Annotated in this window: 28 protein-coding genes; 16 read left to right on the top strand and 12 right to left on the bottom strand. The window is 63.6% G+C overall.

The features are described from left to right. Window positions 1-29 precede the first annotated feature (29 nt). Complete coding sequence (locus C8N34_RS08210) at window positions 30-1,997, top strand: protein meaA (protein ID WP_108128455.1); 1,968 nt, start codon at window positions 30-32, stop codon at window positions 1,995-1,997. Window positions 1,998-2,120: 123 nt separating this feature from the next. Here C8N34_RS08210 and lpdA read toward each other — a convergent pair whose 3' ends face one another. From lpdA to C8N34_RS08155, 11 genes are all read right to left on the bottom strand, one after another. Further along, complete coding sequence (gene lpdA / locus C8N34_RS08205; RefSeq protein ID WP_108128454.1) at window positions 2,121-3,509, bottom strand: dihydrolipoyl dehydrogenase; 1,389 nt, start codon at window positions 3,507-3,509, stop codon at window positions 2,121-2,123. 76 nt (window positions 3,510-3,585) lie between these two features. Continuing rightward, complete coding sequence (locus C8N34_RS08200) at window positions 3,586-3,981, bottom strand: MAPEG family protein (RefSeq protein ID WP_108128453.1); 396 nt, start codon at window positions 3,979-3,981, stop codon at window positions 3,586-3,588. Further along, a complete protein-coding gene (locus C8N34_RS26300; RefSeq protein WP_108128452.1) occupies window positions 3,978-4,199 on the bottom strand; it encodes an HTH-like domain-containing protein in 222 nt (73 codons plus the stop codon). The genes C8N34_RS08200 and C8N34_RS26300 overlap by 4 nt, the downstream gene beginning before the upstream one ends. A gap of 69 nt (window positions 4,200-4,268) precedes the next feature. Further along, window positions 4,269-5,495: a 2-oxoglutarate dehydrogenase complex dihydrolipoyllysine-residue succinyltransferase gene (odhB, locus tag C8N34_RS08190; RefSeq protein ID WP_242013784.1), complete on the bottom strand. Its 1,227-nt coding sequence runs from the start codon at window positions 5,493-5,495 to the stop codon at window positions 4,269-4,271. Between the two features lie 4 nt (window positions 5,496-5,499). Continuing rightward, entirely contained in the window at window positions 5,500-8,463 is a 2,964-nt protein-coding gene (locus C8N34_RS08185) for a 2-oxoglutarate dehydrogenase E1 component (RefSeq protein ID WP_108128451.1), read from the bottom strand. 39 nt (window positions 8,464-8,502) lie between these two features. Next, the gene (locus tag C8N34_RS08180; protein WP_054304054.1) at window positions 8,503-8,853 is read right to left on the bottom strand and encodes a hypothetical protein; all 351 of its coding nucleotides are present in this window, start codon (window positions 8,851-8,853) and stop codon (window positions 8,503-8,505) included. 52 nt (window positions 8,854-8,905) lie between these two features. After that, window positions 8,906-9,790, bottom strand: coding sequence for a succinate--CoA ligase subunit alpha (gene sucD, locus C8N34_RS08175; RefSeq protein WP_108128450.1), 885 nt, complete (start codon window positions 9,788-9,790; stop codon window positions 8,906-8,908). A gap of 12 nt (window positions 9,791-9,802) precedes the next feature. Next, entirely contained in the window at window positions 9,803-10,273 is a 471-nt protein-coding gene (locus C8N34_RS08170; protein ID WP_054304056.1) for a hypothetical protein, read from the bottom strand. A 7-nt stretch (window positions 10,274-10,280) separates the two neighbouring features. Then, window positions 10,281-11,474: an ADP-forming succinate--CoA ligase subunit beta gene (sucC, locus tag C8N34_RS08165; protein WP_054304057.1), complete on the bottom strand. Its 1,194-nt coding sequence runs from the start codon at window positions 11,472-11,474 to the stop codon at window positions 10,281-10,283. 242 nt (window positions 11,475-11,716) lie between these two features. Next, complete coding sequence (locus tag C8N34_RS27115) at window positions 11,717-12,781, bottom strand: calcium-binding protein (RefSeq protein ID WP_108128449.1); 1,065 nt, start codon at window positions 12,779-12,781, stop codon at window positions 11,717-11,719. A 177-nt stretch (window positions 12,782-12,958) separates the two neighbouring features. After that, window positions 12,959-13,651 carry a class I SAM-dependent methyltransferase gene (locus C8N34_RS08155; RefSeq protein WP_108128448.1) on the bottom strand — a complete coding sequence of 231 codons (693 nt, stop codon included), beginning with the start codon at window positions 13,649-13,651 and terminating at the stop codon, window positions 12,959-12,961. A 146-nt stretch (window positions 13,652-13,797) separates the two neighbouring features. Between C8N34_RS08155 and C8N34_RS08150 the strand changes: the two genes are divergently transcribed. Further along, on the top strand, window positions 13,798-14,337 hold the full coding sequence (locus C8N34_RS08150) for a phosphatase PAP2 family protein (protein ID WP_108128447.1): 540 nt from the start codon (window positions 13,798-13,800) through the stop codon (window positions 14,335-14,337). 71 nt (window positions 14,338-14,408) lie between these two features. Here the strand turns inward: C8N34_RS08150 and mdh are convergent, their stop codons facing one another. Beyond that, on the bottom strand, window positions 14,409-15,371 hold the full coding sequence (gene mdh, locus C8N34_RS08145; RefSeq protein WP_108128446.1) for a malate dehydrogenase: 963 nt from the start codon (window positions 15,369-15,371) through the stop codon (window positions 14,409-14,411). A 200-nt stretch (window positions 15,372-15,571) separates the two neighbouring features. Here mdh and C8N34_RS08140 point away from each other — a divergent pair, with 200 nt between their 5' ends. From C8N34_RS08140 to C8N34_RS08075, 14 genes are all read left to right on the top strand, one after another. After that, window positions 15,572-16,318, top strand: coding sequence for a sulfite exporter TauE/SafE family protein (locus C8N34_RS08140; RefSeq protein WP_108128576.1), 747 nt, complete (start codon window positions 15,572-15,574; stop codon window positions 16,316-16,318). Window positions 16,319-16,430: 112 nt separating this feature from the next. Further along, the gene (locus C8N34_RS08135; protein ID WP_108128445.1) at window positions 16,431-17,294 is read left to right on the top strand and encodes an HpcH/HpaI aldolase/citrate lyase family protein; all 864 of its coding nucleotides are present in this window, start codon (window positions 16,431-16,433) and stop codon (window positions 17,292-17,294) included. 39 nt (window positions 17,295-17,333) lie between these two features. Further along, window positions 17,334-17,876 carry an NnrU family protein gene (locus tag C8N34_RS08130; RefSeq protein WP_108128444.1) on the top strand — a complete coding sequence of 181 codons (543 nt, stop codon included), beginning with the start codon at window positions 17,334-17,336 and terminating at the stop codon, window positions 17,874-17,876. A gap of 4 nt (window positions 17,877-17,880) precedes the next feature. Beyond that, window positions 17,881-18,084 (top strand): DUF1737 domain-containing protein, encoded by a 204-nt coding sequence (locus C8N34_RS08125; RefSeq protein WP_054304065.1) that lies wholly within the window; start codon window positions 17,881-17,883, stop codon window positions 18,082-18,084. 39 nt (window positions 18,085-18,123) lie between these two features. Next, window positions 18,124-19,155 (top strand): MaoC family dehydratase, encoded by a 1,032-nt coding sequence (locus C8N34_RS08120; RefSeq protein ID WP_054304066.1) that lies wholly within the window; start codon window positions 18,124-18,126, stop codon window positions 19,153-19,155. Window positions 19,156-19,450: 295 nt separating this feature from the next. After that, window positions 19,451-19,834 carry a succinate dehydrogenase, cytochrome b556 subunit gene (gene sdhC / locus C8N34_RS08115; protein WP_108128443.1) on the top strand — a complete coding sequence of 128 codons (384 nt, stop codon included), beginning with the start codon at window positions 19,451-19,453 and terminating at the stop codon, window positions 19,832-19,834. Between the two features lie 10 nt (window positions 19,835-19,844). After that, the gene (gene sdhD / locus C8N34_RS08110) at window positions 19,845-20,216 is read left to right on the top strand and encodes a succinate dehydrogenase, hydrophobic membrane anchor protein (RefSeq protein ID WP_054304068.1); all 372 of its coding nucleotides are present in this window, start codon (window positions 19,845-19,847) and stop codon (window positions 20,214-20,216) included. A gap of 10 nt (window positions 20,217-20,226) precedes the next feature. Continuing rightward, window positions 20,227-22,029 (top strand): succinate dehydrogenase flavoprotein subunit, encoded by a 1,803-nt coding sequence (gene sdhA / locus C8N34_RS08105; protein ID WP_108128442.1) that lies wholly within the window; start codon window positions 20,227-20,229, stop codon window positions 22,027-22,029. A 134-nt stretch (window positions 22,030-22,163) separates the two neighbouring features. Continuing rightward, a complete protein-coding gene (locus C8N34_RS08100; RefSeq protein WP_108128441.1) occupies window positions 22,164-22,478 on the top strand; it encodes a hypothetical protein in 315 nt (104 codons plus the stop codon). A 5-nt stretch (window positions 22,479-22,483) separates the two neighbouring features. Then, a complete protein-coding gene (locus tag C8N34_RS08095) occupies window positions 22,484-22,771 on the top strand; it encodes a hypothetical protein (RefSeq protein ID WP_054304103.1) in 288 nt (95 codons plus the stop codon). A gap of 3 nt (window positions 22,772-22,774) precedes the next feature. Next, window positions 22,775-23,551 carry a succinate dehydrogenase iron-sulfur subunit gene (locus tag C8N34_RS08090; protein WP_054304071.1) on the top strand — a complete coding sequence of 259 codons (777 nt, stop codon included), beginning with the start codon at window positions 22,775-22,777 and terminating at the stop codon, window positions 23,549-23,551. Further along, a complete protein-coding gene (locus tag C8N34_RS08085) occupies window positions 23,548-23,847 on the top strand; it encodes a hypothetical protein (protein WP_108128440.1) in 300 nt (99 codons plus the stop codon). Before C8N34_RS08090 ends, C8N34_RS08085 begins: the two co-directional genes overlap by 4 nt. A gap of 16 nt (window positions 23,848-23,863) precedes the next feature. Next, entirely contained in the window at window positions 23,864-25,054 is a 1,191-nt protein-coding gene (locus C8N34_RS08080) for an APC family permease (protein WP_108128439.1), read from the top strand. Window positions 25,055-25,057: 3 nt separating this feature from the next. Continuing rightward, on the top strand, window positions 25,058-25,252 hold the full coding sequence (locus tag C8N34_RS08075; RefSeq protein WP_082401096.1) for a hypothetical protein: 195 nt from the start codon (window positions 25,058-25,060) through the stop codon (window positions 25,250-25,252). The last annotated feature ends 94 nt before the right edge of the window (window positions 25,253-25,346 follow it).

Below are 25,346 nucleotides of genomic sequence, written 5' to 3'. Positions count from 1 at the left end.
AAATTGCCAACCCGATTCACGAGGCCGCCATGACCGAAGCCAAGAAAGATGCCCCCTGGCTGTTCCGCACCTATGCGGGCCACTCCACGGCGAAGGCGTCGAATGCGCTTTACCGCACCAACCTCGCCAAGGGGCAGACCGGGCTTTCCGTCGCCTTCGACCTGCCCACCCAGACCGGCTATGACAGCGATCACGAATTGTCGCGCGGCGAAGTGGGCAAGGTCGGCGTGCCGGTGAACCACCTGGGCGACATGCGGGCACTGTTCGACGAGATCCCGCTGGAACAGATGAACACCTCGATGACGATCAACGCCACGGCGCCCTGGCTGCTGGCGCTGTACATCGCGGTGGCCGAGGAACAGGGCGCCGATGTATCGAAACTGCAAGGCACCGTGCAGAACGACATCATCAAGGAATATCTGTCGCGCGGCACCTATATCTGCCCGCCCAAGCCCAGCCTGCGCATGATCACCGATGTCGCGGCCTATACGCAAAAGAACTTGCCGAAATGGAACCCGATGAACGTGTGTTCCTATCACCTGCAAGAGGCGGGCGCGACGCCCGAGCAAGAGCTTGCCTTTGCCCTCGCCACCGCCTGCGCGGTGCTGGACGACCTCAAGGGCAAGGTCGCGCCCGAGGATTTCCCGAACATGGTGGGCCGCATCTCGTTCTTCGTGAACGCGGGCATCCGCTTTATCACCGAAATGTGCAAGATGCGCGCCTTCGTGGACCTGTGGGATGAAATCCTGCTCGACCGCTATGGCATCACCGATGCGAAGTATCGCCGCTTCCGCTATGGCGTGCAGGTCAATTCGCTCGGCCTGACCGAACAGCAGCCGGAAAACAACGTCTACCGCATCCTGATCGAAATGCTGGCGGTGACGCTGTCGAAAAAAGCCCGCGCCCGCGCCGTGCAATTGCCCGCCTGGAACGAGGCGCTCGGCCTGCCCCGCCCCTGGGATCAGCAATGGTCGCTGCGCATGCAGCAGATCCTCGCCTATGAAACCGACCTGCTGGAATATGGCGACCTGTTCGACGGCAACCCGGCGGTCGAGGCCAAGGTGAATGCGCTCAAACAGGGCGCGCGCGAAGAATTGGCGCAGATCGATGCCATGGGCGGTGCTGTCGCCTCCATCGAATACATGAAGGGCCGTCTGGTCGAGGCCAATGCAGAACGCATCGCCCGGATCGAAGGCAATGAAACCGTGGTCGTCGGGGTGAACCGCTGGACCGAGGCCGCCCCCTCGCCGCTGACCGCCGGCGATGGCGCCATCATGGTGGTGGATGAAGCCGCCGAGCGCGACCAGATCGAACGCCTGACCCAATGGCGCGCAACCCGGGACGAGGCGGCGGTCAAGACCGCACTCGCCACCCTGCGCGAAGCCTGCGCCGATGGCCGCAACGTCATGCCCGCCTCCATCGCCGCCGCAAAGGCCGGTGCCACCACCGGCGAATGGGGCGCCACCGTGCGCGCCGCCTTCGGCCAGTATCGCGGCCCGACCGGCGTGTCCAAGAACCGCTCCAACCGCACCGAGGGGCTGGACCCGATCCGCGAGGCGGTGTCGGCCGTCTCGTCACGCCTCGGCCGGCAGCTCAAGTTCCTGGTCGGTAAACCGGGGCTCGACGGCCATTCCAATGGCGCCGAACAGATCGCCGCCCGCGCCCGCGATTGCGGCATGGACATCCACTACGATGGTATCCGCCTGACCCCTGCCGAAATCGTCACCGCCGCAGCAGAGCAGGAGGCGCATGTCGTCGGCCTCTCGATCCTCTCGGGCAGCCACCTGCCGCTGATTGCCGAAACGATGGAGCGCATGAAGGCCGCAGGCCTCGGCAACATCCCCGTTGTCGTCGGCGGCATCATCCCCGAGGACGACGCCGCGAAACTCCGCGCCATGGGCGTCGCCGCCGTCTATACGCCGAAGGATTTCGAGCTGAACCGCATCATGCTCGACATCGTGGCGCTGGTCGATCCGACGCCGGTGGCGGCCGAATAACCCGAAGCGCCCTTGCTTCTTGCCCAAATACTCATCTTCCATGGCCCGCATCGCGGGCCATAATACTGAAAACAGCAACGCCCCGGACATCAGTCCGGGGCGTTTCCGCTTGATAAGCGTCCCTCAGGCGTGGATCGCACCGTCACCACAGGCCAGCGCCGCCTCGCGCACCGCTTCCGAATAGGTCGGGTGGGCATGGCAGGTCAGCGCGATATCCTGCGCCGAGGCGCCGAATTCCATCGCCACGCAGACCTCGTGGATCAGATCGCCCGCACCGGGGCCGATGATGTAGCAACCCAGAACCCGGTCGGTTTCCTTGTCGGCCAGCATCTTGACGAAACCATCAGCCTGGAAGATCGCCTTGGCGCGCGCATTGCCCATGAAAGGGAACTTGCCAACCTTGTAGGCACGGCCCTCGGCCTTCAGTTGCTCTTCCGTCTTGCCGACCGAAGCCACCTCGGGCGCGGTGTAGATCACGCCGGGGATGACATCGTAATTCACATGGCCATGCTTGCCGGCCAGAACCTCGGCCACCGCCATGCCCTCGTCCTCGGCCTTATGGGCCAGCATCGGGCCGACCACCGCGTCGCCGATGGCATAGATGCCCTTCACGCTGGTCTGGAAATGGCTGTCGATCGTGACCTGCCCGCGCGGCTCCATCGCCACGCCCAGGGCTTCCAGCCCCAGACCGGCGGTATAGGGTTTGCGGCCGGTGGCGACCAGCACGGCATCGGCCTCGATCTCATGCGCGCTTTCGTCCTTGCGCAGCTTGTAGGACACTTTCGCGCCCTTCTTGGTGCGCTCAGTGCCCTGCACCGCCGCGCCCAGCACGAATTTGATGCCCTGCTTGGCCAGCAGCTTCTGGAAGCTCTTGGCCACTTCGGCATCCATGCCGGGGGTGATGGCATCCAGATATTCGACCACGGTCACCTCGGCGCCCAGACGGGCATAGACCGAGCCCATCTCCAGCCCGATCACGCCCGCACCGATCACCACCAGCGATTTCGGCACCGATTTCAGCGACAGCGCGCCGGTGGAAGTGACGACCACCTCTTCATCCACGGTCACGCCCGGCAGGCTCGCGGGTTCCGAGCCGGTGGCGATGACGATGTTCTTCGCGGTGTGAACCTCGTCGCCGACCTTCACCTGACCGGCGGCGGGGATCGAGCCCCAGCCCTTCAGCCAGGTCACCTTGTTCTTCTTGAAAAGGAATTCGATGCCCTTGGTGTTGCCGTTCACCACGTCCTGCTTGTAGGCCTGCATCTTGTCCCAGTCGACTTTGACCTTGGCACCCATCAGGCCCATCTTTTCAAAGTTTTCATGGACTTCGTGCAGGTTATGCGTCGCATGCAGCAGCGCCTTCGACGGGATGCAGCCAACGTTCAGGCAGGTGCCGCCCAGCGTCTCGCGCCCTTCGACCACGGCGGTCTTGAGGCCCAGTTGCGCACAGCGGATGGCGCAGACATAGCCGCCGGGGCCGCCGCCGATCACGATCACATCGAATTCTGCCATTTCGGTCTCCTTTGGTGTCGAGCGCCGGGGGCTGTCTGCCCCCGGACCCCCGAGGATATTTATACCAAGATGAAGGTCAGGTCAGGCTGGCCACAATCATGGTGAGGGTTGCGAGGAAGCCCACGCCCCAGATGGCCGAGCGCCAGGGGCGCCAGCCGAAGGCATAGGCCGGAACGTAGAGGATGCGGGCGCCAAGGTAGACCCAGCCACAGGCCGCGGTCAGGCCCGAGGCCCTGCCGCCCAGCGTGACAACCGCGACCGCGAGGGTGAACAGGATCAGCCCCTCGAAATGGTTGTTCAGCGCACGTTGCAGGCGGGCGGTGGTCTGCGAGAGTTGCCGCGACGGCGGCCGGTCACGTGCCGAGGAGGTATACCCCGTGCCAAGCTCCCGGTTCGCCGGGATGGCGAAGAGCAGGTATTGGGCGGCCTGGAGCAGGCCCGCGAGGGCGAGGGCGGTGAGTTCGGGAGTCATGATTTCAACGAAACATATTCGGCGAGGCGGATGCCTTTGTGAATTTCCGTGTGATAGGACACCGGGACATCGGCGCGCGCACAGATTTCCTTAATCGACTTCCCCGCCAGCGCGGAGGCAAATTCGATCCCGAAAAGATGGATCGTGGTCACAACCCGACCCTTGGGCGCTTTCTGATACCGATCCTTGAAAATGCGCGCGAGTTCGTCAGTTGTCATGTCGCCCCTATATGCACGGCGATAAAAACCCCGGCCCACAACAGAGCGGGCCGGGATTCTTCTGGATTGTTACAGATCCATCAACAGGCGGCGCGGGTCTTCCAGCGCTTCCTTCACGCGGACGAGGAAGGTCACGGCGCCCTTGCCGTCCACGATGCGGTGATCGTAGCTCAGCGCGAGATACATCATCGGGCGGATGACGATCTGGCCGTTCACCACCACCGGGCGGTCCTGGATCTTGTGCATGCCAAGGATCCCCGACTGCGGCGGGTTCAGGATCGGCGAGGACATCAGCGAGCCATAGACGCCGCCATTCGAGATGGTGAAGCTGCCGCCCGCCATTTCGGCCATCGACAGCTTGCCGTCGCGGGCGCGGACGCCCAGTTCGGCGATCTTCTTCTCGATCGCCGCAAAGCCCATCTGATCGGCGTCGCGCACCACCGGCACCACAAGACCCGAGGGCGTGCCCACCGCCACACCCATGTGGACGTAGTTCTTGTAGACGATGTCGGTGCCGTCGATCTCGGCATTGACTTCGGGCACTTCCTTCAGCGCGTGGCAGCAGGCTTTCACGAAGAAGGACATGAAGCCGAGCTTCACGCCGTGCTTCTTCTCGAACACGTCCTTGTATTCGTTGCGCAGGCCCATGATGCCGGACATGTCCACCTCGTTATAGGTGGTCAGCATGGCGGCAGTATTCTGGCTGTCCTTCAGGCGGCGCGCGATGGTCTGGCGCAGCTTGGTCATCTTGACGCGCTCTTCGCGGGCGGCATCATCGGCCGGGACCGGCGCGCGCGGCACCGAAACCGGGGCGGGCGCCGGGGCAGCAGCGGCAGAAGCGACGGCCTTGGCCACGTCTTCCTTCATCACACGGCCGTCACGGCCCGAGCCCTGCACCTGCGCGGCGGAAATCCCCGCCTCGGCCATGGCTTTCTTGGCCGAAGGCGCATCTTCCACGTCCTTGCGGGCAGCCGGAGTTTCCGGCCCTGCACCGGGCGAGTTCACCGCAGCGGCGGCTTCGGCTTTCGCCTCGGCCTTGGGGGCTGCGGCAGCGGTGGCGCCTTCGTTGATCGTCGCCAGCAGCGCGGCCGCAGCGACGGTTTCACCTTCTTGTGCGACGATCTCGCCCAGCACGCCCGCGGCGGGCGAGGGCACGTCGAGGCTCACCTTGTCGGTTTCCAGCTCGCAGAGGATTTCATCGACGGCAACGGCATCGCCCGGCTTCTTGAACCAGGTCGCGATGGTCGCTTCGGTGACGCTTTCGCCAAGGGCGGGAACGCGAACTTCAACGGTCATTGGCTTATTTCCCTTCGAAAGACAGCGCATCATTCACGAGCGCTTCCTGTTCAACTTTGTGTTTGGAGGCGAGGCCGGTGGCGGGCGAAGCCGAGGCCGTGCGGCCGGCATAGCGCGCGCGTTTCGCAGCGCCACCGACCTGATCCAGCACCCATTCGATATTCGGCTCGATGAAGCTCCAGTAACCCTGGTTCTTCGGTTCTTCCTGACACCAGACCACCTCGGCCTGCGGGAAGCGCCCCAGTTCGGCGCGCAGCGATTGCGCCGGGAAGGGGTAAAGCTGTTCCACCCGCAGCAGGTAGACATCATCGGCGCCTCGGGCATCCCGTTCGGCCAGCAGGTCATAGTAGACCTTGCCCGAGCACATCACCACGCGCCGGATCTCGGCATCGGGCTTCAGTTGCTGCGACGAATTGCCCTTCTGGGCGTCATCCCACAGCACGCGATGGAAATACGAGCCGGTGGTGAAATCCTCGACGGTCGAGACACACATCGGATGCCGCAGCAGCGACTTCGGCGTCATCAGCACCAGCGGCTTGCGGAAATCGCGATGGATCTGACGCCGCAGGATGTGGAAGTAGTTCGCCGGGGTCGAGCAGTTCGCCACGATCCAGTTTTCCTGCGCCGAAAGTTGCAGGAAGCGCTCGGGGCGTGCCGACGAATGTTCAGGCCCCTGCCCTTCGAACCCGTGCGGCAGCAGCATGACCAGACCGGACATCCGCAGCCACTTGCTTTCGCCCGAGTTGATGAACTGGTCGAACATAATCTGCGCGCCATTGGCGAAATCGCCGAACTGGGCTTCCCACAGCACAAGCGCATTCGGCTCGGACAGCGAATAACCGTATTCGAAGCCCAGCACCGCATATTCCGACAGCATCGAGTCGATGACCTCATACCGCGCCTGACCGGCCCGGATGTGGTTCAGCGGATAGTAACGCTCTTCGGTACCCTGCTCGATGAAGGCCGAATGCCGCTGCGAGAAGGTGCCGCGCGTGCAGTCCTGACCGGACAGACGCACGGGATAGCCCTCGGTTTGCAGCGAGCCGAAGGCCAGTGCCTCGGCCGTTGCCCAGTCGAAACCGGCGCCGGTCTCGAACATCTTCTTCTTGGCTTCCAGCTGGCGCGCGACGGTCTTGTGGATCTCGAACCCGTCCGGCACACGGGTCAGCGCGGTGCCTACCTCGGCCAGAGTCTCGGGTTTGATCGCGGTATTGCCGGCGATATATTCCTCGCCTTCGCGCGACATGTTCTTCCAGCGGCCATCCAGCCAGTCGGCCTTGTTCGGCTTGAATTCCTTGCCAGCCTCGAACTCTTCGTTAAGGCGGGCCTGGAAAGCGGCTTTCATGTCCTCGATCTCGCCTTCCGGGATCAGGCCATCCTTCACCAGCCGGTCGGTATAAAGCTGAAGCGTCGTCTTGTGACGCTTGATGCGGTTATACATGATCGGGTTGGTGAACATGGGCTCGTCGCCCTCGTTGTGACCAAAGCGGCGGTAGCAGAAGATGTCCAGAACGACATCCTTGCCGAACTTCTGCCGGAACTCGGTCGCCACGCGGGCGGCGTGCACCACGGCTTCGGGATCGTCGCCGTTCACATGGAAGATCGGCGCCTCGACCATCAGCGCGATATCCGTCGGATAAGGCGAGGTGCGCGAGAAATGCGGTGCGGTGGTGAAGCCGATCTGGTTGTTCACGACGATATGGATGCAGCCGCCGGTGCGATGGCCCTTGATGCCCGAAAGCTGGAAGCATTCGGCCACGACGCCCTGACCCGCGAAAGCCGCATCGCCATGCAGCAGGATCGGCAGAACCTGACGGCGTTCCGTATCGCCAAGCTGGTCCTGCTTGGCACGGACCTTGCCCAGAACGACCGGGTTCACCGCCTCAAGGTGCGAGGGGTTCGCGGTCAGCGACAGGTGGACGGTATTGCCGTCGAACGTGCGGTCCGACGAGGCGCCGAGGTGATATTTCACGTCGCCCGAGCCATCCACATCCTCGGGCTTGAAGCTGCCGCCCTGGAATTCGTTGAAGATGGCGCGGTAGGGTTTGCCCAGAACATTGGCCAGAACCGACAGGCGACCGCGGTGCGGCATGCCGATGACGATTTCCTTCAGCCCCAGATTACCGCCCCGCTTGATGATCTGTTCCATCGCGGGGATCAGCGCCTCGCCGCCATCCAGACCGAAACGCTTGGTCCCCATGTATTTGACATGCAGGAACTTCTCAAAGCCCTCGGCTTCGACCAGCTTGTTCAGGATGGCGCGGCGGCCTTCGCGGGTGAAGGCGATTTCCTTGCCGTAGCCTTCGATCCGTTCCTTGAGCCAGGCGGCCTGTTCAGGGTCGGAAATGTGCATGTATTGCAGCGCGAACGTGCCGCAATAGGTGCGCTTCACGATCTCCATGATCTGCCGCATCGAGGCATGGGTCAGGCCCAGCACATTGTCGATGAAGATCGGGCGATCCATGTCGGCTTCGGTGAAGCCATAGGATTTCGGGTCCAGTTCCGGGTGGTTGGAACTGTCGCGCATGCCCAGCGGGTCGATATCGGCAGCCAGGTGGCCGCGAATCCGGTAGGCGCGGATGATCATGATGGCGCGGATCGAATCCAGCACGGCGCGCTGAATCTGCTCCTGTGTCAGGGCCACATTGGCCTCGGCCGCCTTTTCGGCGATTTTCTTGCCCGCGCCCTTGGCCTCTTTCGGCACCAGCGGCCATTCGCCGGTCAGCGCGGCAGTCAGTTCGTCCGCCGGTTGCTGCGGCCAGTCATTGCGCGCCCAGGACGGGCCCGCAGCGGCGCGCTTGGCTTCCAGCTCGCTGTCACCCAGCGCCTTGAAGAAAGCGGCCCAGCCGGCATCGACCGAATTCGGGTCGGCGGCATAGCGGGCCTGAAGCTGGTCGATGTAATCGGCATTGGCGCCGTCCATGAAGGATTGCGCGTTCAGCGTGGCGTTGGGGGATTGATCGGTCATGTCAGTGCCTCATTGAGACGTATGGACGAAGGGGGGGCGTCACTTGCAGCTTACGACAAGCTTGCGCACACCCGGCATCTGTTCGGGATGTTCCAGCGCGCGATCCTCGGCCGATGCGACGCCACGGGTGCCGCAAATGCGCGCCGGGGCGGCCTTGAGCTGGGCCTTGTCGGTGCTGGCCGCCTTGTAGAACAGGACGTTCGGCACGCCCTGAATAACCAGCCCGCCTATACCCGCCCCGTTCGCGGAATAGGCGACGATATTCGCGGCAGAAACGCCGGTGGCGGCCTCGGCGGCCGCCATGCCATTGCGGGCACCCGTTGTGGGCCCGGAGGTGACACACCCTGCAAGTGCAACACTCGCCAGCGTGGCCATGGTCAGAAATCGCATGCTCGCCTCCCTTCGAGAGGTTCCCCGGAGGCATACCCCCGGGGAACGAGATTTACTTGCCCAGCGCCTTCATCACGGCTTCGCCCAGATGGGCGGGGCTGTCGGCAACCACGATCCCGGCGGATTTCATCGCCTCGATCTTGGATTCCGCATCGCCCTTGCCACCGGCCACGATGGCACCGGCATGACCCATGCGACGGCCTTTCGGCGCGGTGCGGCCCGCGATGAAACCGGCGGTCGGCTTCCAGCGGCCACGCTTCTTTTCATCGGCGAGGAATTGCGCGGCTTCTTCTTCGGCCGAGCCACCGATTTCACCGATCATGATGATCGAATGGGTTTCCGGGTCCGCGAGGAACATTTCCAGCACGTCGATGTGCTCGGTGCCCTTGATCGGATCGCCGCCAATGCCCACGGCCGAGGACTGACCCAGACCAAGGTCGGAGGTCTGCTTCACCGCCTCATAGGTCAGCGTGCCCGAACGCGACACCACGCCGACGCTGCCGCGCTGATGGATGTGGCCCGGCATGATGCCGATCTTGCAGGCGCCGGGGGTGATGACGCCAGGGCAGTTCGGCCCGATCAATCGCGATTTGGACCCTTCCAGCGCCCGCTTCACCTTCATCATGTCGAGCACCGGAATGCCCTCGGTGATGCAGACGATCAGCTCCATCTGAGCATCGATCGCTTCAAGGATCGAGTCCGCCGCGAAGGGCGGCGGAACGTAGATCACAGTGGCATTGGCCTCGGTCACGGCTTTCGCTTCGTGAACCGAGTTGAAGACCGGCAGGTCAAGGTGGCTGGTGCCGCCCTTGCCGGGCGTCACGCCACCGACCATCTTGGTCCCATAGGCAATCGCCTGTTCGGTGTGGAAGGTGCCCTGCGAGCCGGTGATGCCCTGGCAGATAACCTTGGTATTTTCGTTGACGAGTACGGCCATCTTTGGCGCCTCCTATCTGTGTTTCGAAATCGAATAGAGTCGTTCAGACCCTTTGACTTCGAAGATCAAGGTGAATTGGTATTTGTCAGCTTTGACTGTGTACTTCAGGGCTTTGCCGCCCTGACCCGCTTCGAGCGATACATCTGATGCGCCAATACGCTTTGCAAGATCCTGTACCATCCGCTTGGCCTTCGCCTCAGGGACTGCTGAAAGCTTCTCGCCGTTCCATCTAAAGCTGGCGCCGCAAGACTTTCCCGCCGAGGAAATAAAGTTGCTGCCGGGACCAAGTTTGATCTTGGAAGCCACAAGCTTTTTCGCGGCAGCGCGCACGTCACGATCAGACAGTCCTGGCGCGGTCGCCACACAGATGGACTCGAAGAACCTAAGTTCAACGTCCATATGATTGTCAGAAGCATGACCGGGGGTGATGCCCCCAGCCATGGCAACGGTCAGCGCGATCAGGCTGTGACGCCAGCGGATCATCGAAGCCTCAGCCCTTCACCGCTTTCACGATCTTCTGCGCCGCGTCGCTGAGGTTGTCACCCGCGATCACGTTCAGCCCGCTTTCGTTGATGATCTTCTTGCCCAGCTCGACGTTGGTGCCTTCCAGACGCACGACCAGCGGAACCTTCAGGCCCACTTCCTTCACCGCAGCAATGACGCCCTCGGCGATGACGTCGCAGCGCATGATGCCGCCGAAGATGTTGACCAGAATGCCTTTGACGTTCGGGTCCGAGGTGATGATCTTGAAGGCCTCGGTCACCTTCTCTTTGGTCGCACCGCCGCCCACGTCGAGGAAGTTGGCGGGTTCCGCGCCATAGAGCTTGATGATGTCCATGGTCGCCATGGCAAGGCCCGCGCCGTTCACCATGCAGCCGATCTCACCGTCCAGCGCGATGTAGTTCAGGTCGAATTTCGAAGCGGCGAGTTCCTTGGGGTCTTCCTCGGTCTCGTCCTTCAGCGCCTGAATGTCGGCGTGGCGATAAAGCGCGTTGCCGTCGAACGACACCTTGGCGTCCAGCACCTTGATCTGACCTTCCGGGGTCACGATCAGCGGGTTGATCTCCAGCATCTCCATGTCCTTCTCGACGAAGGCCTTGTAGAGCGTCTTGGCCAGCGCGACCATCTGCTTCACCTGCGCCCCTTCGAGGCCCAGCGAGAAGGCCAGACGGCGGCCGTGGAAATCCGACAGGCCCGAAGCCGGGTCGACCGAGAAGGACAGGATCTTCTCAGGGGTCGAGGCGGCGACCTCTTCGATATCCATGCCGCCTTCGGTCGAGCAGACGAAGGAGATGCGGCTGGTCTGGCGATCCACCAGCAGCGCGAGGTAGAGTTCGCGCGAGATGTCGGAACCGGCCTCGATGTAGATGCGGTTCACCTGTTTACCGGCCGGGCCGGTCTGATGGGTGACCAGCGTGCGGCCCAGCATCTGCTTGGCCAGCGTTTCGGCTTCTTCCACCGATTTCGCCAGACGGACACCGCCCTTTTCACCGGCTTCCGGTTCCTTGAACTTGCCCTTGCCGCGGCCACCGGCGTGGATCTGCGCCTTGACGACCCAGAGCGGCCCGTCCAGTTCGCCCGCCGCGGTCTTGGCTTCCTCGGCTTTCAGGACGACACGGCCGTCCGAAACCGGGGCGCCATAGCTGCGGAGAAGCGCCTTGGCCTGATATTCATGGATGTTCATGGATCATGTCCCATCGCTGCTGATTTGGGGGCGTGATGCCATAATGGAAGGCGCTTTCAAAACGGCATTTGCGTGATCGGCGGGATTTGACGCATAAAAATCGCCTTTGTGATCACACGCCGAAAAAGTGTGATCACAAAGGCGATGCCGTTGCCGCAAACGCCGCAGCGCAGCGAGAGAAAACCCGACTCGGAGCGCGTCTCCCGGCCGGGAAAACGCGCCCTGCCGGGCCAGGCTTCCCGTCAGATGAAGGCAAAATCTGCCCGCATCAGGTCTGAAGCAAGCATGTTTTCGACCAGAACCTCCACCTTATCGGCGCTGATCGAGACATTGGCCCCACGCTGGCGGATCACCAGATCGGAAAAGGTTATGGAGCCCCCGAAGGTGATCCGATCAATCCCGTCCTCGAAATCGGTGATCCTGTCGGTGCCACCTCCCTTGAAGAACAGGAAGACATCCTTATCCGCGCCGCCGGTCAGCCTGTCATTCCCCTTGCCACCACTCAGCCGGTCAGCACCGGCACCGCCAAGAAGAGTATCCTGACCGGCATCCCCGGAAAGCCGATCAGAATCCACCCCGCCTTCCAGCAGATCGTTGCCTTGCCCCCCGAACAGCGTGTCGTTCCCGCCGCCGCCATGCAGCGTATCGTTGCCCTGCTTTCCGGTCATGAAGGTTGCCGTCTCGCCACCCGTCAGATCGTCACTCTTGCGAGTGCCGGAAAGCAGTCGCTGGTCAGAGGTCACCAGAAGCACGAACTTTCCGGTATCGGACGTAATACCATAAGGATTGTGCCCGGTAATATCCAGAAACACCTTGCCGTCTTTCTCAGCCGTCCAGCTGATTTCCCTGTAATCTCTGCCGCCCCATGCCTCATCCAGCACGATACCCCGTTCACTTCGGATCGTCAGTTCCAGTTGGGGGAGGCCCTTTGCTGTTCCATCCCCCTCGACGCGGAAAGTATAGGTTACGCCAGCCCTGGCGTTGACCTTGTACCAGTCAGAGTCGAGATAGCAGTCGATGACGCCTGCCGTGACACCACCGATCCTTGCAGTTTTCGTTGTTTCAACATCATTTCGGACATTGTCGCTGGAAACCCAGCTGAGGATATACTCGCCAGTCGCCCCGCGTGACGTGACCTCGGCAAAGACCTCGGCGCCCGTACCGCCGCCCACCACGACAGTCCGACGATCATACCAACCGCCACCGTCGCTGTCGATGATACCACCGGTCTTGTCCAGAACCAGAAGCTGAAGTTCCTCGACGCTGTTTGCCCCGCCGGTTCCCGTCGCATTGATCTGGTAGGACATCCCAGCTTTCAGGCTGACCCGAAACCAATCCGAAACATCTGATCGCTCCAAGATGCCGGTTACGCTTTTTCAGGCAAGAGCCTCGCCTTCGTCCCTGTATTCCCCGCAATATCGGCCATTCCCCATAACTCCCATTGAAAATATGAGAGCAAATTTCGGGTCGACCAGCACAACCTGTCAACGATTCGCGGTGCTGCGACTCGCCACGCAGAGAACCTGCCCCCTCGGCAGCCGGTTTGCGCGGATACTCACCTGCAATCCGGCCTGCGCGCAGAAATAGTGGATGTCGGATTCCAGCAGATGATAGGGCGGGCGGATGTCGTGGGTGACCACGCCATCGGGCTGCCGCACCGGGCCGAGGCTCGATTGCGCATCGGGGGCAAGGAACACCGTGAACAGGAATTTCTCGAACCGGGTGAAGTGGTCGGCCACCCGAAGGAGACCCCGGCGCAGGTGATTCACCGGCAGGTGGGTGAACACTGCGAAACACAGCAGATAATCCAGATCGCGCGGAATGCCGGGAAAGCTGAAATCCGCGTCCTCTACCAACTGCAGGGCGGGCAGACGGGCGCGGTCGCCCTCGGTCAGTTCCGCGCGGTAGCCCTTGAGGATCAGGTCGCGCGACAGGTCGCTGCCCCAGTAATGGCCGGGGTTCAGATAGGGCACGACGCGACAGCCGGTGCGCAGGGGGCCGCAGCCGATGTCCAGCATGCGGTGGCGCGGGCGCAGCCCTTCGGCCAGCAGCATCTCCATCTGGATGATGCCGGTTTCCTCCCATCGCCCCCCGATGATGGCACGATGCTGCCCCTTCGCCAGCGCGTCGGGAATGAAGGCAGGCGCGTGATAGGGAGAGATGTGGCCCTTGCTCATACCCCCGGCGCTAGCACGGTGTCGCGACGCGCGGAAGAGGGCATGGCGCCTAGTCCTGATGATGGTCTGCAACTCCGGTTGCATGGCGGCGACGAGGCCAGCGACCGAAGGCTGGCGCGATCTCCGCAGCCCCCAAGGACACTGCCATGCCCCCGATCCACCTTTGGCACCGCCTGCCCGCGTGCGCCCTGACCCTTGCCGCCTGTCTTGGCCTTTCCACGCCTGTCATGGCCCAGGACAAGACCGGACTGGAACGCACGGGCGATGCGCTTCAGGTCATTCTGCCCGCGATGGCCGGGGTCTGCGCGATCCGGCAGCAGCGGACAGCGAATTTCGTGGCCGGCCTTGCCACGACAGAGCTGGTGACGCAGGGCCTGAAGGCAGCCACCCGCGACAGCCGGATCGGTCGCCGCCCCAACGGGCATGACCGGGGCTTTCCGTCGGGGCACACCTCCATGGCATTCTACGGCGCGACCAGCCTTGCGCGGGATTGCTGGCGCGACAGCCCGGTTGCAGGCGCGCTGGCTTTCGGCGCGGCAACGCTTGTCGGGGTTTCGCGCGTCAAAGCCGACCAGCATACCGTGGGTCAGGTTCTGGCCGGGGCGCTGGTGGGTTACCTTGCCCATGGCGTCACCATGGATCTTTCCGGCGACAATGTCGCCATCGGCTATCACATGGAGTTCTGAGACGAGGCCGAAGCACCATGACAAAAGCCCGGCACATGGCCGGGCTTTTGCAATTCGTAAGCGGGGCCGGATCAGGCCAGCGACGGGTCGATGCCCTTGCAAGCCTCGACAAGGCCCTTAACCGCGTCAACCGACTTGTTGAACATCGCCTGTTCGTCGGCATTCATCTTGATGTCGACGATCCGCTCGATGCCCTTGGCACCGATGATCGTCGGCACGCCGACATACATCCCGTCCAGACCGAAGGCGCCCTTGACGTAGGCCGCGCAGGGCAGCAGGCGCTTCTGGTCTTTCAGATAGGCTTCGGCCATTTCGATGGCCGAGGTGGCGGGCGCGTAGAAGGCCGAGCCGGTTTTCAGCAGGCCGACGATTTCCGCGCCGCCGTCACGGGTGCGCTGCACGATGGCGTCCAGCTTCTCCTGCGTGGTCCAGCCCATCGCGACTAGATCCGGCAGCGGGATGCCCGCGACGGTGGAGTAGCGGGTCAGCGGCACCATGGTGTCGCCATGGCCGCCCAGAACGAACGCGGTCACGTCGCGCATCGAGACATTGAATTCGACCGACAGGAAGTGACGGAAGCGCGCCGAATCGAGCACGCCGGCCATGCCCACGACTTTCTCATGCGGCAGGCCCGAAAATTCGCGCAGCGCCCAGACCATCGCGTCCAGCGGGTTGGTGATGCAGATGACGAAGGCGTTCGGCGCATGGGCCTTGATGCCCTCGCCCACGGATTTCATGACCTTCAGGTTGATGCCCAGCAGGTCGTCGCGGCTCATGCCCGGCTTGCGTGGCACACCGGCGGTCACGATGCAGACATCGGCGCCCGCGATGTCCTCATAGCTGTTGGCGCCCTTCAGAACGGCGTCGAAGCCCTCGACCGGGCCGCACTGCGCCAGATCCAGCGCCTTGCCCTGGGGGGTGCCTTCCGCGATGTCGAACAGGACGATATCGCCGAGTTCCTTGATGGCTGCGAGATGGGCGAGCGTTCCGCCGATCTGGCCAGCGCCAATCAGTGCGATCTTGGGTCGTGCCATGATTCCGTCTCCGGCTGGGATTGTATGCAACGGTATGCTTTAGGCGTCTCGCGGGATTCACGCAAGACTGCCGCGATGCGGCATGACAGGCCAAGTTGCCCTGCGCAAGTTGTTTGCGCTAAAGGCTGCGGAAAGTTGCGTGGCAACCGGCGCGAGTCGGCCGGAACAGGGTCGCCCAAATGGCGACGGAGGCAGGGCAAGTGGAAGATCTGGCGTTCTGGGCAGCCGCAATTCCGGCCGCGGTTCTGATGGGCATGGGGAAGGGCGGTGTGCCGGTGGTGGCCATGCTCTCAGTGCCGCTGATGAGTCTGGTGATGTCGCCGGTCATGGCGGCGGGGCTGCTGCTGCCCATTTATATCGTCTCGGATATGTTCGGGCTCTATGCCTATCGCCATGCCTCTGACAAACGGGTGCTGGCCATCATGGTGCCTGCCACCACTTTGGGTGTCGCGCTGGGATGGGCCACCGCGCATCTGGTGCCCGAACGGATTGTCGGCGGCATCGTTGGTCTGGTCGGCGCGGTCTTTGCCGCCAACCTGCTGTTGCGCCGCCCGCGCGTGACCGAGCCGCAACCCGCGAAAGTGGCGCCGGGCCTGTTCTGGGGCGCCGCTACCGGCTTTACCAGCTTCGTCAGCCATGCAGGTGCCCCGCCCTATCAGGTCTATGTCATGCCGCTGGGCCTGTCGAAAGCGGTGTTCGCGGGCACATCGACCATCCTTTTCGCCTATGTGAATGCGATCAAGCTGATCCCCTATTGGGCGCTGGGTCAGATCAGCCTCGGCAACCTGAAGGTTACGCTGTTGATGGCGATCCCGGCCTCCGCCGCGGTGTTCGGCGGGGTCTGGCTGGTGCGCAGGCTGCCGGAAGCACTGTTTTTCAAACTGGTGACCTGGGCCTTGCTGCTGCTGTCGCTGAAACTGGTCTGGGGTGCCTTTCCGCTGGGCTGACCGCCACGCGCGGCCCCGCAGCAAGAATTTCTGCAATGCGGCAAATCGGGGCTTGCCGAATGTGCCGCAGATGTGGTCTTTGGCGAAAGAATCTTTCACGGGAGACTCGCCCATGACCGCCCGCCCCTGCCGCTCTGTCCTTTACATCCCCGGCTCGAAAGAACGTGCGCTGGAAAAGGCGCGCGGCCTTGCCACCGATGGGATCATCTTCGATCTGGAAGATGCCGTTGCGCCCGAGGAAAAGCCCGCCGCCCGCAAACTGCTGGCGCAGGTGCTGACCGACTGGGATTTCGGTCGCCGTATGCGGATCGTGCGGATCAACGGCTTTGATACCGAATGGGGCCGCGCCGATGCCGACGCGATGGACGAGGCCATCGCACGCGGGGCCAGGATTGACGCCATTCTGGTGCCCAAGGTGAACCGGGCCGCTGATCTGGATGCCGTGGCCGATGCCGTGCCGGGCGCCGATCTCTGGGCGATGATGGAAACCTGCGCCGGGATGCTGAACGCCGCCGAGATTGCGGCCCATCCGCGTCTCAAAGGCATGGTCATGGGCACCAATGACCTTGCCAAAGAGCTGAACAGCCGCTTCCGCCCTGATCGCCTGCCGATGCAGACAGGGCTGGGCCTCTGCCTGCTGGCGGGTCGCGCCCATGGCGTGACGCTGATCGACGGCGTTTACAACGCCTTCAAGGATGAGGACGGGCTGCGCTTTGAATGCGAACAGGGTCGCGATATGGGCTTTGACGGCAAAACGCTGATCCATCCGGCGCAGCTTGACATCGCCAACGCCGCCTTTGCACCGTCCGAGGCCGAGCTGACCCTCGCCCGCCGTCAGATCGCCGCCTTTGACGAGGTGATGGCCCAGGGCGGCGGCGTCGCCGTGGTCGATGGGAAGATCGTTGAAAATCTCCATATCGTGACGGCGCGGGCCACGCTCGCCAAGGCCGATGCGATTGCGGCCATGGCAGAGTGATGCGAGTGTGAACCCAGTTCACATTCAACGGAGCCAGCCATGACCCTGCTCGCCCTCGGCCTGATCCTCTGGATCGCCGCCCATTTGTTCAAGCGCCTTGCCCCTGATGCCCGAGCGGGGCTGGGGGATCGCGGGCGCGGTATTGTTACGCTGGCCATCCTCGCCGGGGTGGTGCTCATGGTGATTGGCTATCGCAGCACCGAAGGCACCTTCTACTGGGGTCGCAGCCCGGCGCTTGTCGGCATCAACAATCTCCTGATGCTGATTTCGGTCTATCTGTTCGCCGCCGCCGGGATGAAAACGGCCATCGCCCGCCGCCTGCGGCACCCGATGCTGACGGGTGTGCTGCTGTGGTCCACCGCGCATTTGCTGGTCAATGGTGACACGCCGTCCTTCCTGCTGTTCGGCGGCCTCGGCCTCTGGGCGCTGGTGGAAATGGTGGTCATCAACCGCGCCGGCCCCTGGGTTCCGCCCCCCGCCAAACCCGCGAAGTTCGAGGCCATGGCTGTCGCCGGCACGCTGATCGTCTATGGTGCCATCGCGGGCGTCCACTATGCGCTCGGCTATCCTGCATTCGGGTGACCCCATGAAACTCTATCGTTTTCTCAGCGATGACGACACATCGGCCTTCTGCCACAAGGTGACCGCCGCCCTCAACAAGGGGTGGGAACTGCACGGCGCCCCCACCTATGCCTTCGACGCCGCCCGCGGCGTGATGCGCTGCGGTCAGGCTGTGGTGAAGGAAGCCCCCGGCATCTACACCCCCGAAACCAAGCTCGGCGAGCATTGACCCGGCGGGACACCCCGCCGCAGCAGGAGAGCACAGCGCATGAAAACCAATCCCGGCCGGTTCTTCGAGGATTACCGCATCGGCGAAACCATCACCCATGCCGTGCCCCGCACGGTTTCGGGCGGGGAACGCGCGCTGTATCATGCGCTCTACCCTGCCCGGCATGCGCTGTATTCCTCGGATGAATTTGCCCGCGCCAGCGGCCTCAGCGCCAGTCCGATTGACGATCTGGCCGCCTTCCATGTGGTCTTCGGCAAGACCGTGCCCGATATCAGCCTGAACGCGGTGGCGAACCTCGGCTATGCAGAAGGCCGCTGGCTCGCCCCGGTTTACCCCGGCGATACGCTGCGGTCGGAATCCACCGTCATCGGGCTGAAGGAAAACTCCAATGGCAAGTCGGGCGTGGTCTATGTCCGCACCCGCGGACTGAACCAGAACGGCGATTGCGTGCTGGAATATGTGCGCTGGGTGATGGTGCGGAAGAACCATCTCGACGCCCCCGCGCCCGAAGCCGTGGTGCCGGAGCTGAAGAAGGCGCTCGCGCCGTCCGATCTGGTGATCCCGGCGGGCCTTGATTTCACCCGTTACGATTTCGCGCTGGCGGGCGAGCCGCATCGCTGGGGCGACTATCAGGTTGGTGAACAGATCGACCATGTGGATGGCGTGACGATCGAGGAAGCCGAACACATGATTGCCACCCGCCTGTGGCAGAACACCGCCAAGGTGCATTTTGACGCGACATTCCGTGATGATGGCAAGCGGCTGATCTACGGTGGCCATATCATCAGCATGGCCCGCGCCCTGTCGTTCAACGGCCTCGCCAATGCCCAGATGATCGTCGCGCTGAACGGCGGGGCGCACGCCAACCCCTGCTTCTCGGGCGATACCGTCAAGGCCTGGTCCGAGGTCCTGGACAAAGCCGATACCGATGCGCCGGGTGTCGGCGCCATCCGGCTGCGGCTGGTCGCAGTGAAACAGGGCGCCGCACCCTTCGCGCTGAAGGGCGCGGACGGCAAATACGCACCGGAGGTTCTTCTGGACCTCGATTACTGGGCCGTGATGCCCAAATAAGCCGCGCGTTCATACTGGCCAAAATATCCCGGGAGGCGCCGCAGGGCGCGGGGGCAGCGCCCCCTCCTCCATCGGGATCAGAGGTGCGGTCGAGTCGCCACACCCCGCGCGATTGCGTGATCACAGCTGAAAAAAACGTGATCACAAATTGCAAATATTCGGGGTTGATAGCGGAAACGGCCCCCTAAACAGCCGATTGCCCGCGTGACTTGCGCGAAAAACGCGCTATTGAACAACAGGAAATCCTGCCAGTGCGCGACGCTCGGGCCGCGCCAAGCGACAGAGGGACAATACCATGGCCGAAGCAAAGCGGGTCGAGCGCCCCCTTTCCCCCCATCTGCAAATCTACCGTCCGCAGCTGACCTCGATCACCTCGATCCTGACGCGGATCACCGGCAACGGGCTGATCGTCGGCACGCTGCTGGCGGTCTGGTGGCTGCTCGCCGCCGCCGTCAGCCCCGAATATTTCGCCTTCGCCGATGCGGTGGTGACCTCGTGGTTCGGCGATCTGGTGTTCTTCCTGTCGGCCTGGGCGCTCTGGTATCACTACCTCGCCGGGCTGCGGCACCTTTACTACGATGCGGGCAAGGGGCTCGACATCCCGACCGCCGAAAAGCTGGGCTGGGCCTGCATCATCGGCTCGGTCGTCCTGACCGTCATCACCGTCATTCTGGTCTGAGGAGGCAGCCATGCGTTACCTGACCGCCCGCAAGCGCGCCGAGGGCAAGGGCGCCGCCCATACCGGCACCGAGCATCACTGGTACATGCAGGTCTCGGCCGTGGGCCTGGCCTTCATGATCCCGGTCTGGATGTATATTTTCGGCTCGACGCTGGGCAAACCCTATGAAGAGGTGCTTGAAACCTTCTCGCATCCGTTCCCGGCCATCCTGACCGGCCTCGTGCTATTCGTCGGTATGCGCCACTTCGCCAAGGGCGCGCAGATGATGATCGAGGACTATGCGCGCGGCAGCATGAAGAAGGGCCTGATCATGCTGGCGATTTCGATTTCCTACGCGGTGATCGCGGTGGGCTTCTATGCCCTGGCCAAGATCGCGCTCTGAGAGGCTGAAGATGACTGCTTATCCTTACGAAGTTCACGACTATGATGTCGTGGTGGTCGGTGCCGGTGGCGCCGGTCTGCGCGCCACGCTGGGGATGGCCGAACAGGGCCTGCGCACCGCCTGCGTGACCAAGGTGTTCCCGACCCGCAGCCACACCGTCGCGGCACAGGGCGGCATCGCCGCCAGCCTTGCCAACATGGGCCCCGATAACTGGCAGTGGCACATGTATGACACCGTGAAGGGGTCGGACTGGCTGGGCGACACCGACGCGATGGAATACCTCGCGCGCGAAGCCCCGGCGGCGGTTTACGAGCTGGAACATTACGGCGTTCCGTTCAGCCGCACCGAAGAGGGCAAGATCTACCAGCGCCCCTTCGGCGGGCATACGACCGAGTTTGGCGAAGGCCCGCCCGTGCAGCGCACCTGCGCCGCCGCCGACCGCACCGGCCACGCCATCCTGCATACGCTGTATGGTCAGTCCCTGAAGAACAACGCGGAATTCTACATCGAATATTTCGCGCTGGACCTGATCATCACCGACGGCCGCTGCACCGGCGTGGTGTGCTGGAAGCTGGATGACGGCACGATCCACGTCTTCAACGCCAAGATGACCGTGCTGGCGACCGGCGGCTATGGCCGCGCCTATTTCAGCGCGACCTCCGCCCATACCTGCACCGGCGACGGTGGCGGCATGGTGGCCCGCGCCGGTCTGCCGCTGCAAGACATGGAATTCGTGCAGTTCCACCCGACCGGCATCTACGGTTCGGGCTGCCTGATTACCGAAGGCGCACGCGGCGAGGGTGGTTATCTGACCAACTCCAAGGGCGAACGCTTCATGGAGCGTTATGCGCCGCACTACAAGGATCTGGCGCCGCGCGATTACGTCTCGCGCTGCATGACGCTGGAAATCCGTGAAGGCCGCGGTGTGGGTGCCGAGGGCGACCATATCCACCTGCACCTCAACCACCTGCCGCCCGCGACCTTGGCGGAACGTCTGCCCGGCATCTCGGAATCGGCAAAAATCTTCGCCGGTGTGAACGTGAACAAGGAACCGATCCCTGTTCTGCCGACCGTTCACTACAACATGGGCGGTATCCCGACGAACTACTGGGGCGAAGTCCTCAACCCGACCGCCGACAACCCGGATGCCATCTTCCCTGGTCTGATGGCGGTGGGCGAGGCAGGCTGTGCTTCGGTGCATGGCGCGAACCGTCTGGGCTCGAACTCGCTGATCGACCTCGTGGTCTTCGGCCGCGCCGCCGCGATCCGCGCCGGACAGATCGTCGACCCGAGGGAACGCATCGCCCCGGTGAACAAGGTCGAGGTCGACAAGGCCCTGACCCGCTTTGACAGCCTGCGCAACGCCAATGGCGGTACGCCGACGGCCGAGTTGCGGCTTGAGATGCAGAAGACGATGCAGGCCGATGCCGCCGTGTTCCGCACCGAAAAGACGCTGGCCGAGGGCGAGGCCAAGATGACCTCGATCGCCGCAAAGCTGAACGACCTGAAAGTCACCGACCGCAGCCTGGTGTGGAACAGCGATCTGATGGAAACGCTGGAACTGACCAACCTGATGCCCAACGCGCTGGCCACGATCTACGGCGCGAATGCCCGCAAGGAAAGCCGCGGGGCGCATGCCCACGAGGATTATCCGAACCGCGACGACGCGAACTGGCGCAAGCACACGCTGGCCCACGTCGATGGCAACCAGGTGACGCTCAGCTACCGTGCGGTGCATGTCGATCCACTGACGACCGAGGCGGAAGGTGGCATCAGCCTGAAGAAGATCGCCCCGGCGGAGCGCAAGTTCTGATGGCACGGGCGCGCGATATCCTTCCCTGCCCGGACGGGCAGAGCGGCGGATTCCCGCGCGCCTTGCGGGCATGTGTCTCCCAACCGGCGGGCAGCGGGCTTAGGCTCGACGCACCGACGGAACGGAGAAACACCATGCCCCGCCTTGCCCTCGCCTGCCTTCTGCTTGCCACCGCCTGCTCGCCGCAGGCCATGGCCGACAATGTGACCGCCCGCGCGGCACGGTCTGTCGTGGTGCCAGTGATGCAGAACTACATGGCAGCCCCGCAGGCCGAAACCGCCGCCGATTGCGTGATGGCCAATGCCAGCCCCGGCGAAATCCGGGCATTGGCGCGCGATGTCGGCACCCGCGCCGGCACGCTGACCGTGCAGAACGTGGCGACGATCCTGCGCCGCCCGGCCACCGCCGCCTGTCTGCGCGCGCGCGGCGTCGGCCCGGTTGCGGGGTGATGCCGATGCGGGCCGCGCTGATCCTTCTTGCGTTGCTGGCCGCCTGCGGCCCGGTCTCGCGAGAGGCGGCAGAGCGGTCCTGCTTCCGGCAGGCGCAACTGGCGGCCAAGCCGCGCGGCGAAATCGCGATGGGCGCCACCAGCGATGGCCCCGTGGCGCGCATGGAGATCGAGGTCTCGTCCGACTATCTGGCCGGGCGTGACCCCGCGCAGCTTTATGAAAGCTGCGTCTACAGACAATCCGGGCAGTTGCCGTCGCAACCGCTCTACTCCCGTCCCGATTGGAGAAACTAGCCAATGGTTCAGTTCACCCTGCCAAAGAACTCCAAGGTCCGCACCGGCAAGACCTGGCCGAAGCCGGAAGGCAAGAACATCCGCAAGTTCCAGATTTACCGCTGGAACCCCGATGACGGCGAAAACCCGCGTGTCGACACCTATTTCCTTGATATGGACAAGTGCGGCCCCATGGTTCTGGACGCGCTGATCAAGATCAAGAACGAGGTCGACCCGACCCTGACCTTCCGCCGCTCCTGCCGCGAAGGGATCTGCGGCTCCTGCGCGATGAACATCGACGGGATCAACACGCTGGCCTGCATCTATGGCCTGGACGAGATCAAGGGCGACGTGAAGATCTATCCCCTGCCGCATATGCCGGTGGTGAAAGACCTGATCCCCGACCTGACGCATTTCTATGCCCAGCATGCCTCGATCATGCCTTGGCTGGAAACCAAGACCAACACGCCGCAAAAGGAATGGCGGCAGTCGATCGAGGATCGCAAGAAACTCGACGGTCTTTATGAATGCGTGATGTGCGCCTCCTGCTCCACCTCGTGCCCGAGCTACTGGTGGAACGGCGACAAATACCTTGGCCCGGCCGCGCTGCTGCATGCCTATCGCTGGATCATCGACTCGCGCGATGAAGCCACCGGCGAACGGCTGGACCAGCTTGAAGACCCCTTCAAGCTCTATCGCTGCCACACCATCATGAACTGCGCCAAGACCTGCCCCAAAGGCCTGAATCCGGCGAAGGCGATTGCCGAGATCAAGAAGATGATGGTGGAACGCGCCGTATGACGGCGCCGGGCGACGGCCAGCCGTTGCCGCGCTTTGCATCGCCGGAAGAATTCGGCGATCTTTGCGCGGGGCTGGCCGATGCCCTGCATGCAAAGAACCGGATTGCGATGGGTGAATCGCAATTCGTCTGGCAGGTGGCCGATGCGCTGCGTCGCCTTGGCCGCTGCTTCGAAACCTATTACGACGATCCGGCGATCAGGGCTGCCTTTGGCAATGGCTGGGCCACAGGCTCCTTGCCCCGTGAAGAACGGGCTGCGGCGCTGTTCGCGCTGATCTACCCGCAGAAGCCGGCATGACGCCCGTATCCCCGCCATGCGCGACGACTTGCTGATCTTCACCGCCACCGTGGCCGGTCTTGGATTGCTGCTGTCGCCCGCCCTGCGCCGCGCGCACCTGTGGCGGGCCACCGTCACGCCACTCGCCTCGATCATCGGTTCGGGTTTTCTGGTGCTCGGCCCGATCCTGAATGACAGCTACGGCATGTGGGCGCCGATGGTCATGCTGGCGCTTTGCGCCGGGGCCTGGGGCTTCGGCGCCACGATCCGCAACAATATCGCCCGGCTGGACAGCCATGGCCCGTTCACAGGCCCCGCTGCGACGCTGGAGCGCGCGGGCGGCTGGGCGCTGGCCTTTTCCTACATCGTTTCGGTTGCCTATTACCTCAACCTCTTCGGTGCCTTCGCACTGGGGCTGACCCCATGGTCGGACCCGGTCTTCGCCCGCGGCGTAACCACCGCCGTCTTCGCGCTGATCCTTGTGATCGGCTGGACCCGCGGCTTCACCGCGCTGGAACGGATGGAGCAATATTCGGTCAGCCTGAAGCTTGCCATCATCCTTGGCCTTCTGGTGGGGCTGGCGCTGTTCTTCGGCGCCAGGGCGCAGGCGGGCGACCTGATCCTGACACCGCCCAGCCTCTCGGGCTGGCAGGCGCTGACGCTTGGCTTCGGATTGATCGTCACGGTGCAGGGCTTTGAAACGTCCCGCTACCTGGGCGATGAATATCACGCCGAAACCCGCATCCGCTCGATGAAACTCGCGCAGCTGGCGGCAACGGCAATCTACATGGTCTATGTGCTGCTGCTGGTGTTCTCGCTGGGGCCGCCCGCGGGCAAGCTGACCGAAACCGCCATCATCGGCCTGATGGCGCAGGTCTCGCCCGTCCTGCCCGCTCTGTTGGTCGCAGCGGCGCTGGCGGCGCAGTTCAGCGCGGCGGTGGCAGATACCGCCGGTGCAGGCGGGTTGGCGGTGGAGCAATCGGGCGGGCGCATCCCGACCCGCGCCGCCTATGCGGTGCTCGTGCTCGCCGGGGTCGCGCTGACATGGGCGGCGGATGTGTTCCAGATCATCGCCTGGGCCTCGCGGGCCTTCGCGCTTTATTATGCGATCGAGGCCGCGCTGGCCGCCATAAGCCTCTGGCCGACCCGGCGACCGACCGCCACGGGCGCTGCCGCGCTGGCGGCTCTGGGCCTTGCCATCGCCATTTTCGGTCGTGCCGTGGAATAGATCATGCCGCTTCTCCTGCTTCTCCTCGCTATCGCCGTCTTCGGCTACATGTGGCTCTCGCGCCGGAACAGCACGCTGACCCGGCAATGCCGCTGGCGCGAACACCGGGCCGAGGGATTGTGGCGCTGCGCCGCCTGCGGCGCCACTTGCCAGCCTGCGAAGGGCACGCCCCGCGATTGCCTGCGCCCGAGGGGCTGAGCCTGTCCATGATCCCAGGACCGTCGAGGAGGCAGCGGCCCTTGACCCGTTGCGCCGGGCAAAGCAACCTGCCACCACCGCGCAGGAGACCCCG

This window comes from Gemmobacter caeni (assembly GCF_003054195.1).
GTDB lineage: Bacteria > Pseudomonadota > Alphaproteobacteria > Rhodobacterales > Rhodobacteraceae > Gemmobacter > Gemmobacter caeni.
Note: the sequence above shows the minus strand (reverse complement) of the source record. Positions and strands in the feature narration are given on the sequence as shown.

Excerpts from the sequence above, each read along its gene's own strand:
- C8N34_RS08180 (WP_054304054.1), bottom strand. The coding sequence starts at position 8,853 with ATGCGATTTCTGACCATGGCCACGCTGGCGAGTGTTGCACTTGCAGGG.
- sdhC (WP_108128443.1), top strand. The coding sequence starts at position 19,451 with ATGGCCGAAGCAAAGCGGGTCGAGCGCCCCCTTTCCCCCCATCTGCAA.
- C8N34_RS08170 (WP_054304056.1), bottom strand. The coding sequence starts at position 10,273 with ATGATCCGCTGGCGTCACAGCCTGATCGCGCTGACCGTTGCCATGGCT.
- odhB (WP_242013784.1), bottom strand. The coding sequence starts at position 5,495 with ATGACCGTTGAAGTTCGCGTTCCCGCCCTTGGCGAAAGCGTCACCGAA.
- C8N34_RS26300 (WP_108128452.1), bottom strand. The coding sequence starts at position 4,199 with ATGACAACTGACGAACTCGCGCGCATTTTCAAGGATCGGTATCAGAAA.
- C8N34_RS08125 (WP_054304065.1), top strand. The coding sequence starts at position 17,881 with ATGAAACTCTATCGTTTTCTCAGCGATGACGACACATCGGCCTTCTGC.
- C8N34_RS08185 (WP_108128451.1), bottom strand. The coding sequence starts at position 8,463 with ATGACCGATCAATCCCCCAACGCCACGCTGAACGCGCAATCCTTCATG.
- C8N34_RS08200 (WP_108128453.1), bottom strand. The coding sequence starts at position 3,981 with ATGACTCCCGAACTCACCGCCCTCGCCCTCGCGGGCCTGCTCCAGGCC.
- C8N34_RS08090 (WP_054304071.1), top strand. The coding sequence starts at position 22,775 with ATGGTTCAGTTCACCCTGCCAAAGAACTCCAAGGTCCGCACCGGCAAG.
- C8N34_RS08075 (WP_082401096.1), top strand. The coding sequence starts at position 25,058 with ATGCCGCTTCTCCTGCTTCTCCTCGCTATCGCCGTCTTCGGCTACATG.
- C8N34_RS08150 (WP_108128447.1), top strand. The coding sequence starts at position 13,798 with ATGCCCCCGATCCACCTTTGGCACCGCCTGCCCGCGTGCGCCCTGACC.
- lpdA (WP_108128454.1), bottom strand. The coding sequence starts at position 3,509 with ATGGCAGAATTCGATGTGATCGTGATCGGCGGCGGCCCCGGCGGCTAT.
- C8N34_RS08135 (WP_108128445.1), top strand. The coding sequence starts at position 16,431 with ATGACCGCCCGCCCCTGCCGCTCTGTCCTTTACATCCCCGGCTCGAAA.
- mdh (WP_108128446.1), bottom strand. The coding sequence starts at position 15,371 with ATGGCACGACCCAAGATCGCACTGATTGGCGCTGGCCAGATCGGCGGA.
- C8N34_RS08155 (WP_108128448.1), bottom strand. The coding sequence starts at position 13,651 with ATGAGCAAGGGCCACATCTCTCCCTATCACGCGCCTGCCTTCATTCCC.
- C8N34_RS08095 (WP_054304103.1), top strand. The coding sequence starts at position 22,484 with ATGCGGGCCGCGCTGATCCTTCTTGCGTTGCTGGCCGCCTGCGGCCCG.
- sdhD (WP_054304068.1), top strand. The coding sequence starts at position 19,845 with ATGCGTTACCTGACCGCCCGCAAGCGCGCCGAGGGCAAGGGCGCCGCC.
- sucD (WP_108128450.1), bottom strand. The coding sequence starts at position 9,790 with ATGGCCGTACTCGTCAACGAAAATACCAAGGTTATCTGCCAGGGCATC.
- C8N34_RS08210 (WP_108128455.1), top strand. The coding sequence starts at position 30 with ATGACCGAAGCCAAGAAAGATGCCCCCTGGCTGTTCCGCACCTATGCG.
- sdhA (WP_108128442.1), top strand. The coding sequence starts at position 20,227 with ATGACTGCTTATCCTTACGAAGTTCACGACTATGATGTCGTGGTGGTC.
- C8N34_RS08120 (WP_054304066.1), top strand. The coding sequence starts at position 18,124 with ATGAAAACCAATCCCGGCCGGTTCTTCGAGGATTACCGCATCGGCGAA.
- C8N34_RS08085 (WP_108128440.1), top strand. The coding sequence starts at position 23,548 with ATGACGGCGCCGGGCGACGGCCAGCCGTTGCCGCGCTTTGCATCGCCG.
- sucC (WP_054304057.1), bottom strand. The coding sequence starts at position 11,474 with ATGAACATCCATGAATATCAGGCCAAGGCGCTTCTCCGCAGCTATGGC.
- C8N34_RS08130 (WP_108128444.1), top strand. The coding sequence starts at position 17,334 with ATGACCCTGCTCGCCCTCGGCCTGATCCTCTGGATCGCCGCCCATTTG.
- C8N34_RS08100 (WP_108128441.1), top strand. The coding sequence starts at position 22,164 with ATGCCCCGCCTTGCCCTCGCCTGCCTTCTGCTTGCCACCGCCTGCTCG.
- C8N34_RS08080 (WP_108128439.1), top strand. The coding sequence starts at position 23,864 with ATGCGCGACGACTTGCTGATCTTCACCGCCACCGTGGCCGGTCTTGGA.
- C8N34_RS27115 (WP_108128449.1), bottom strand. The coding sequence starts at position 12,781 with ATGTCCTACCAGATCAATGCGACGGGAACCGGCGGGGCAAACAGCGTC.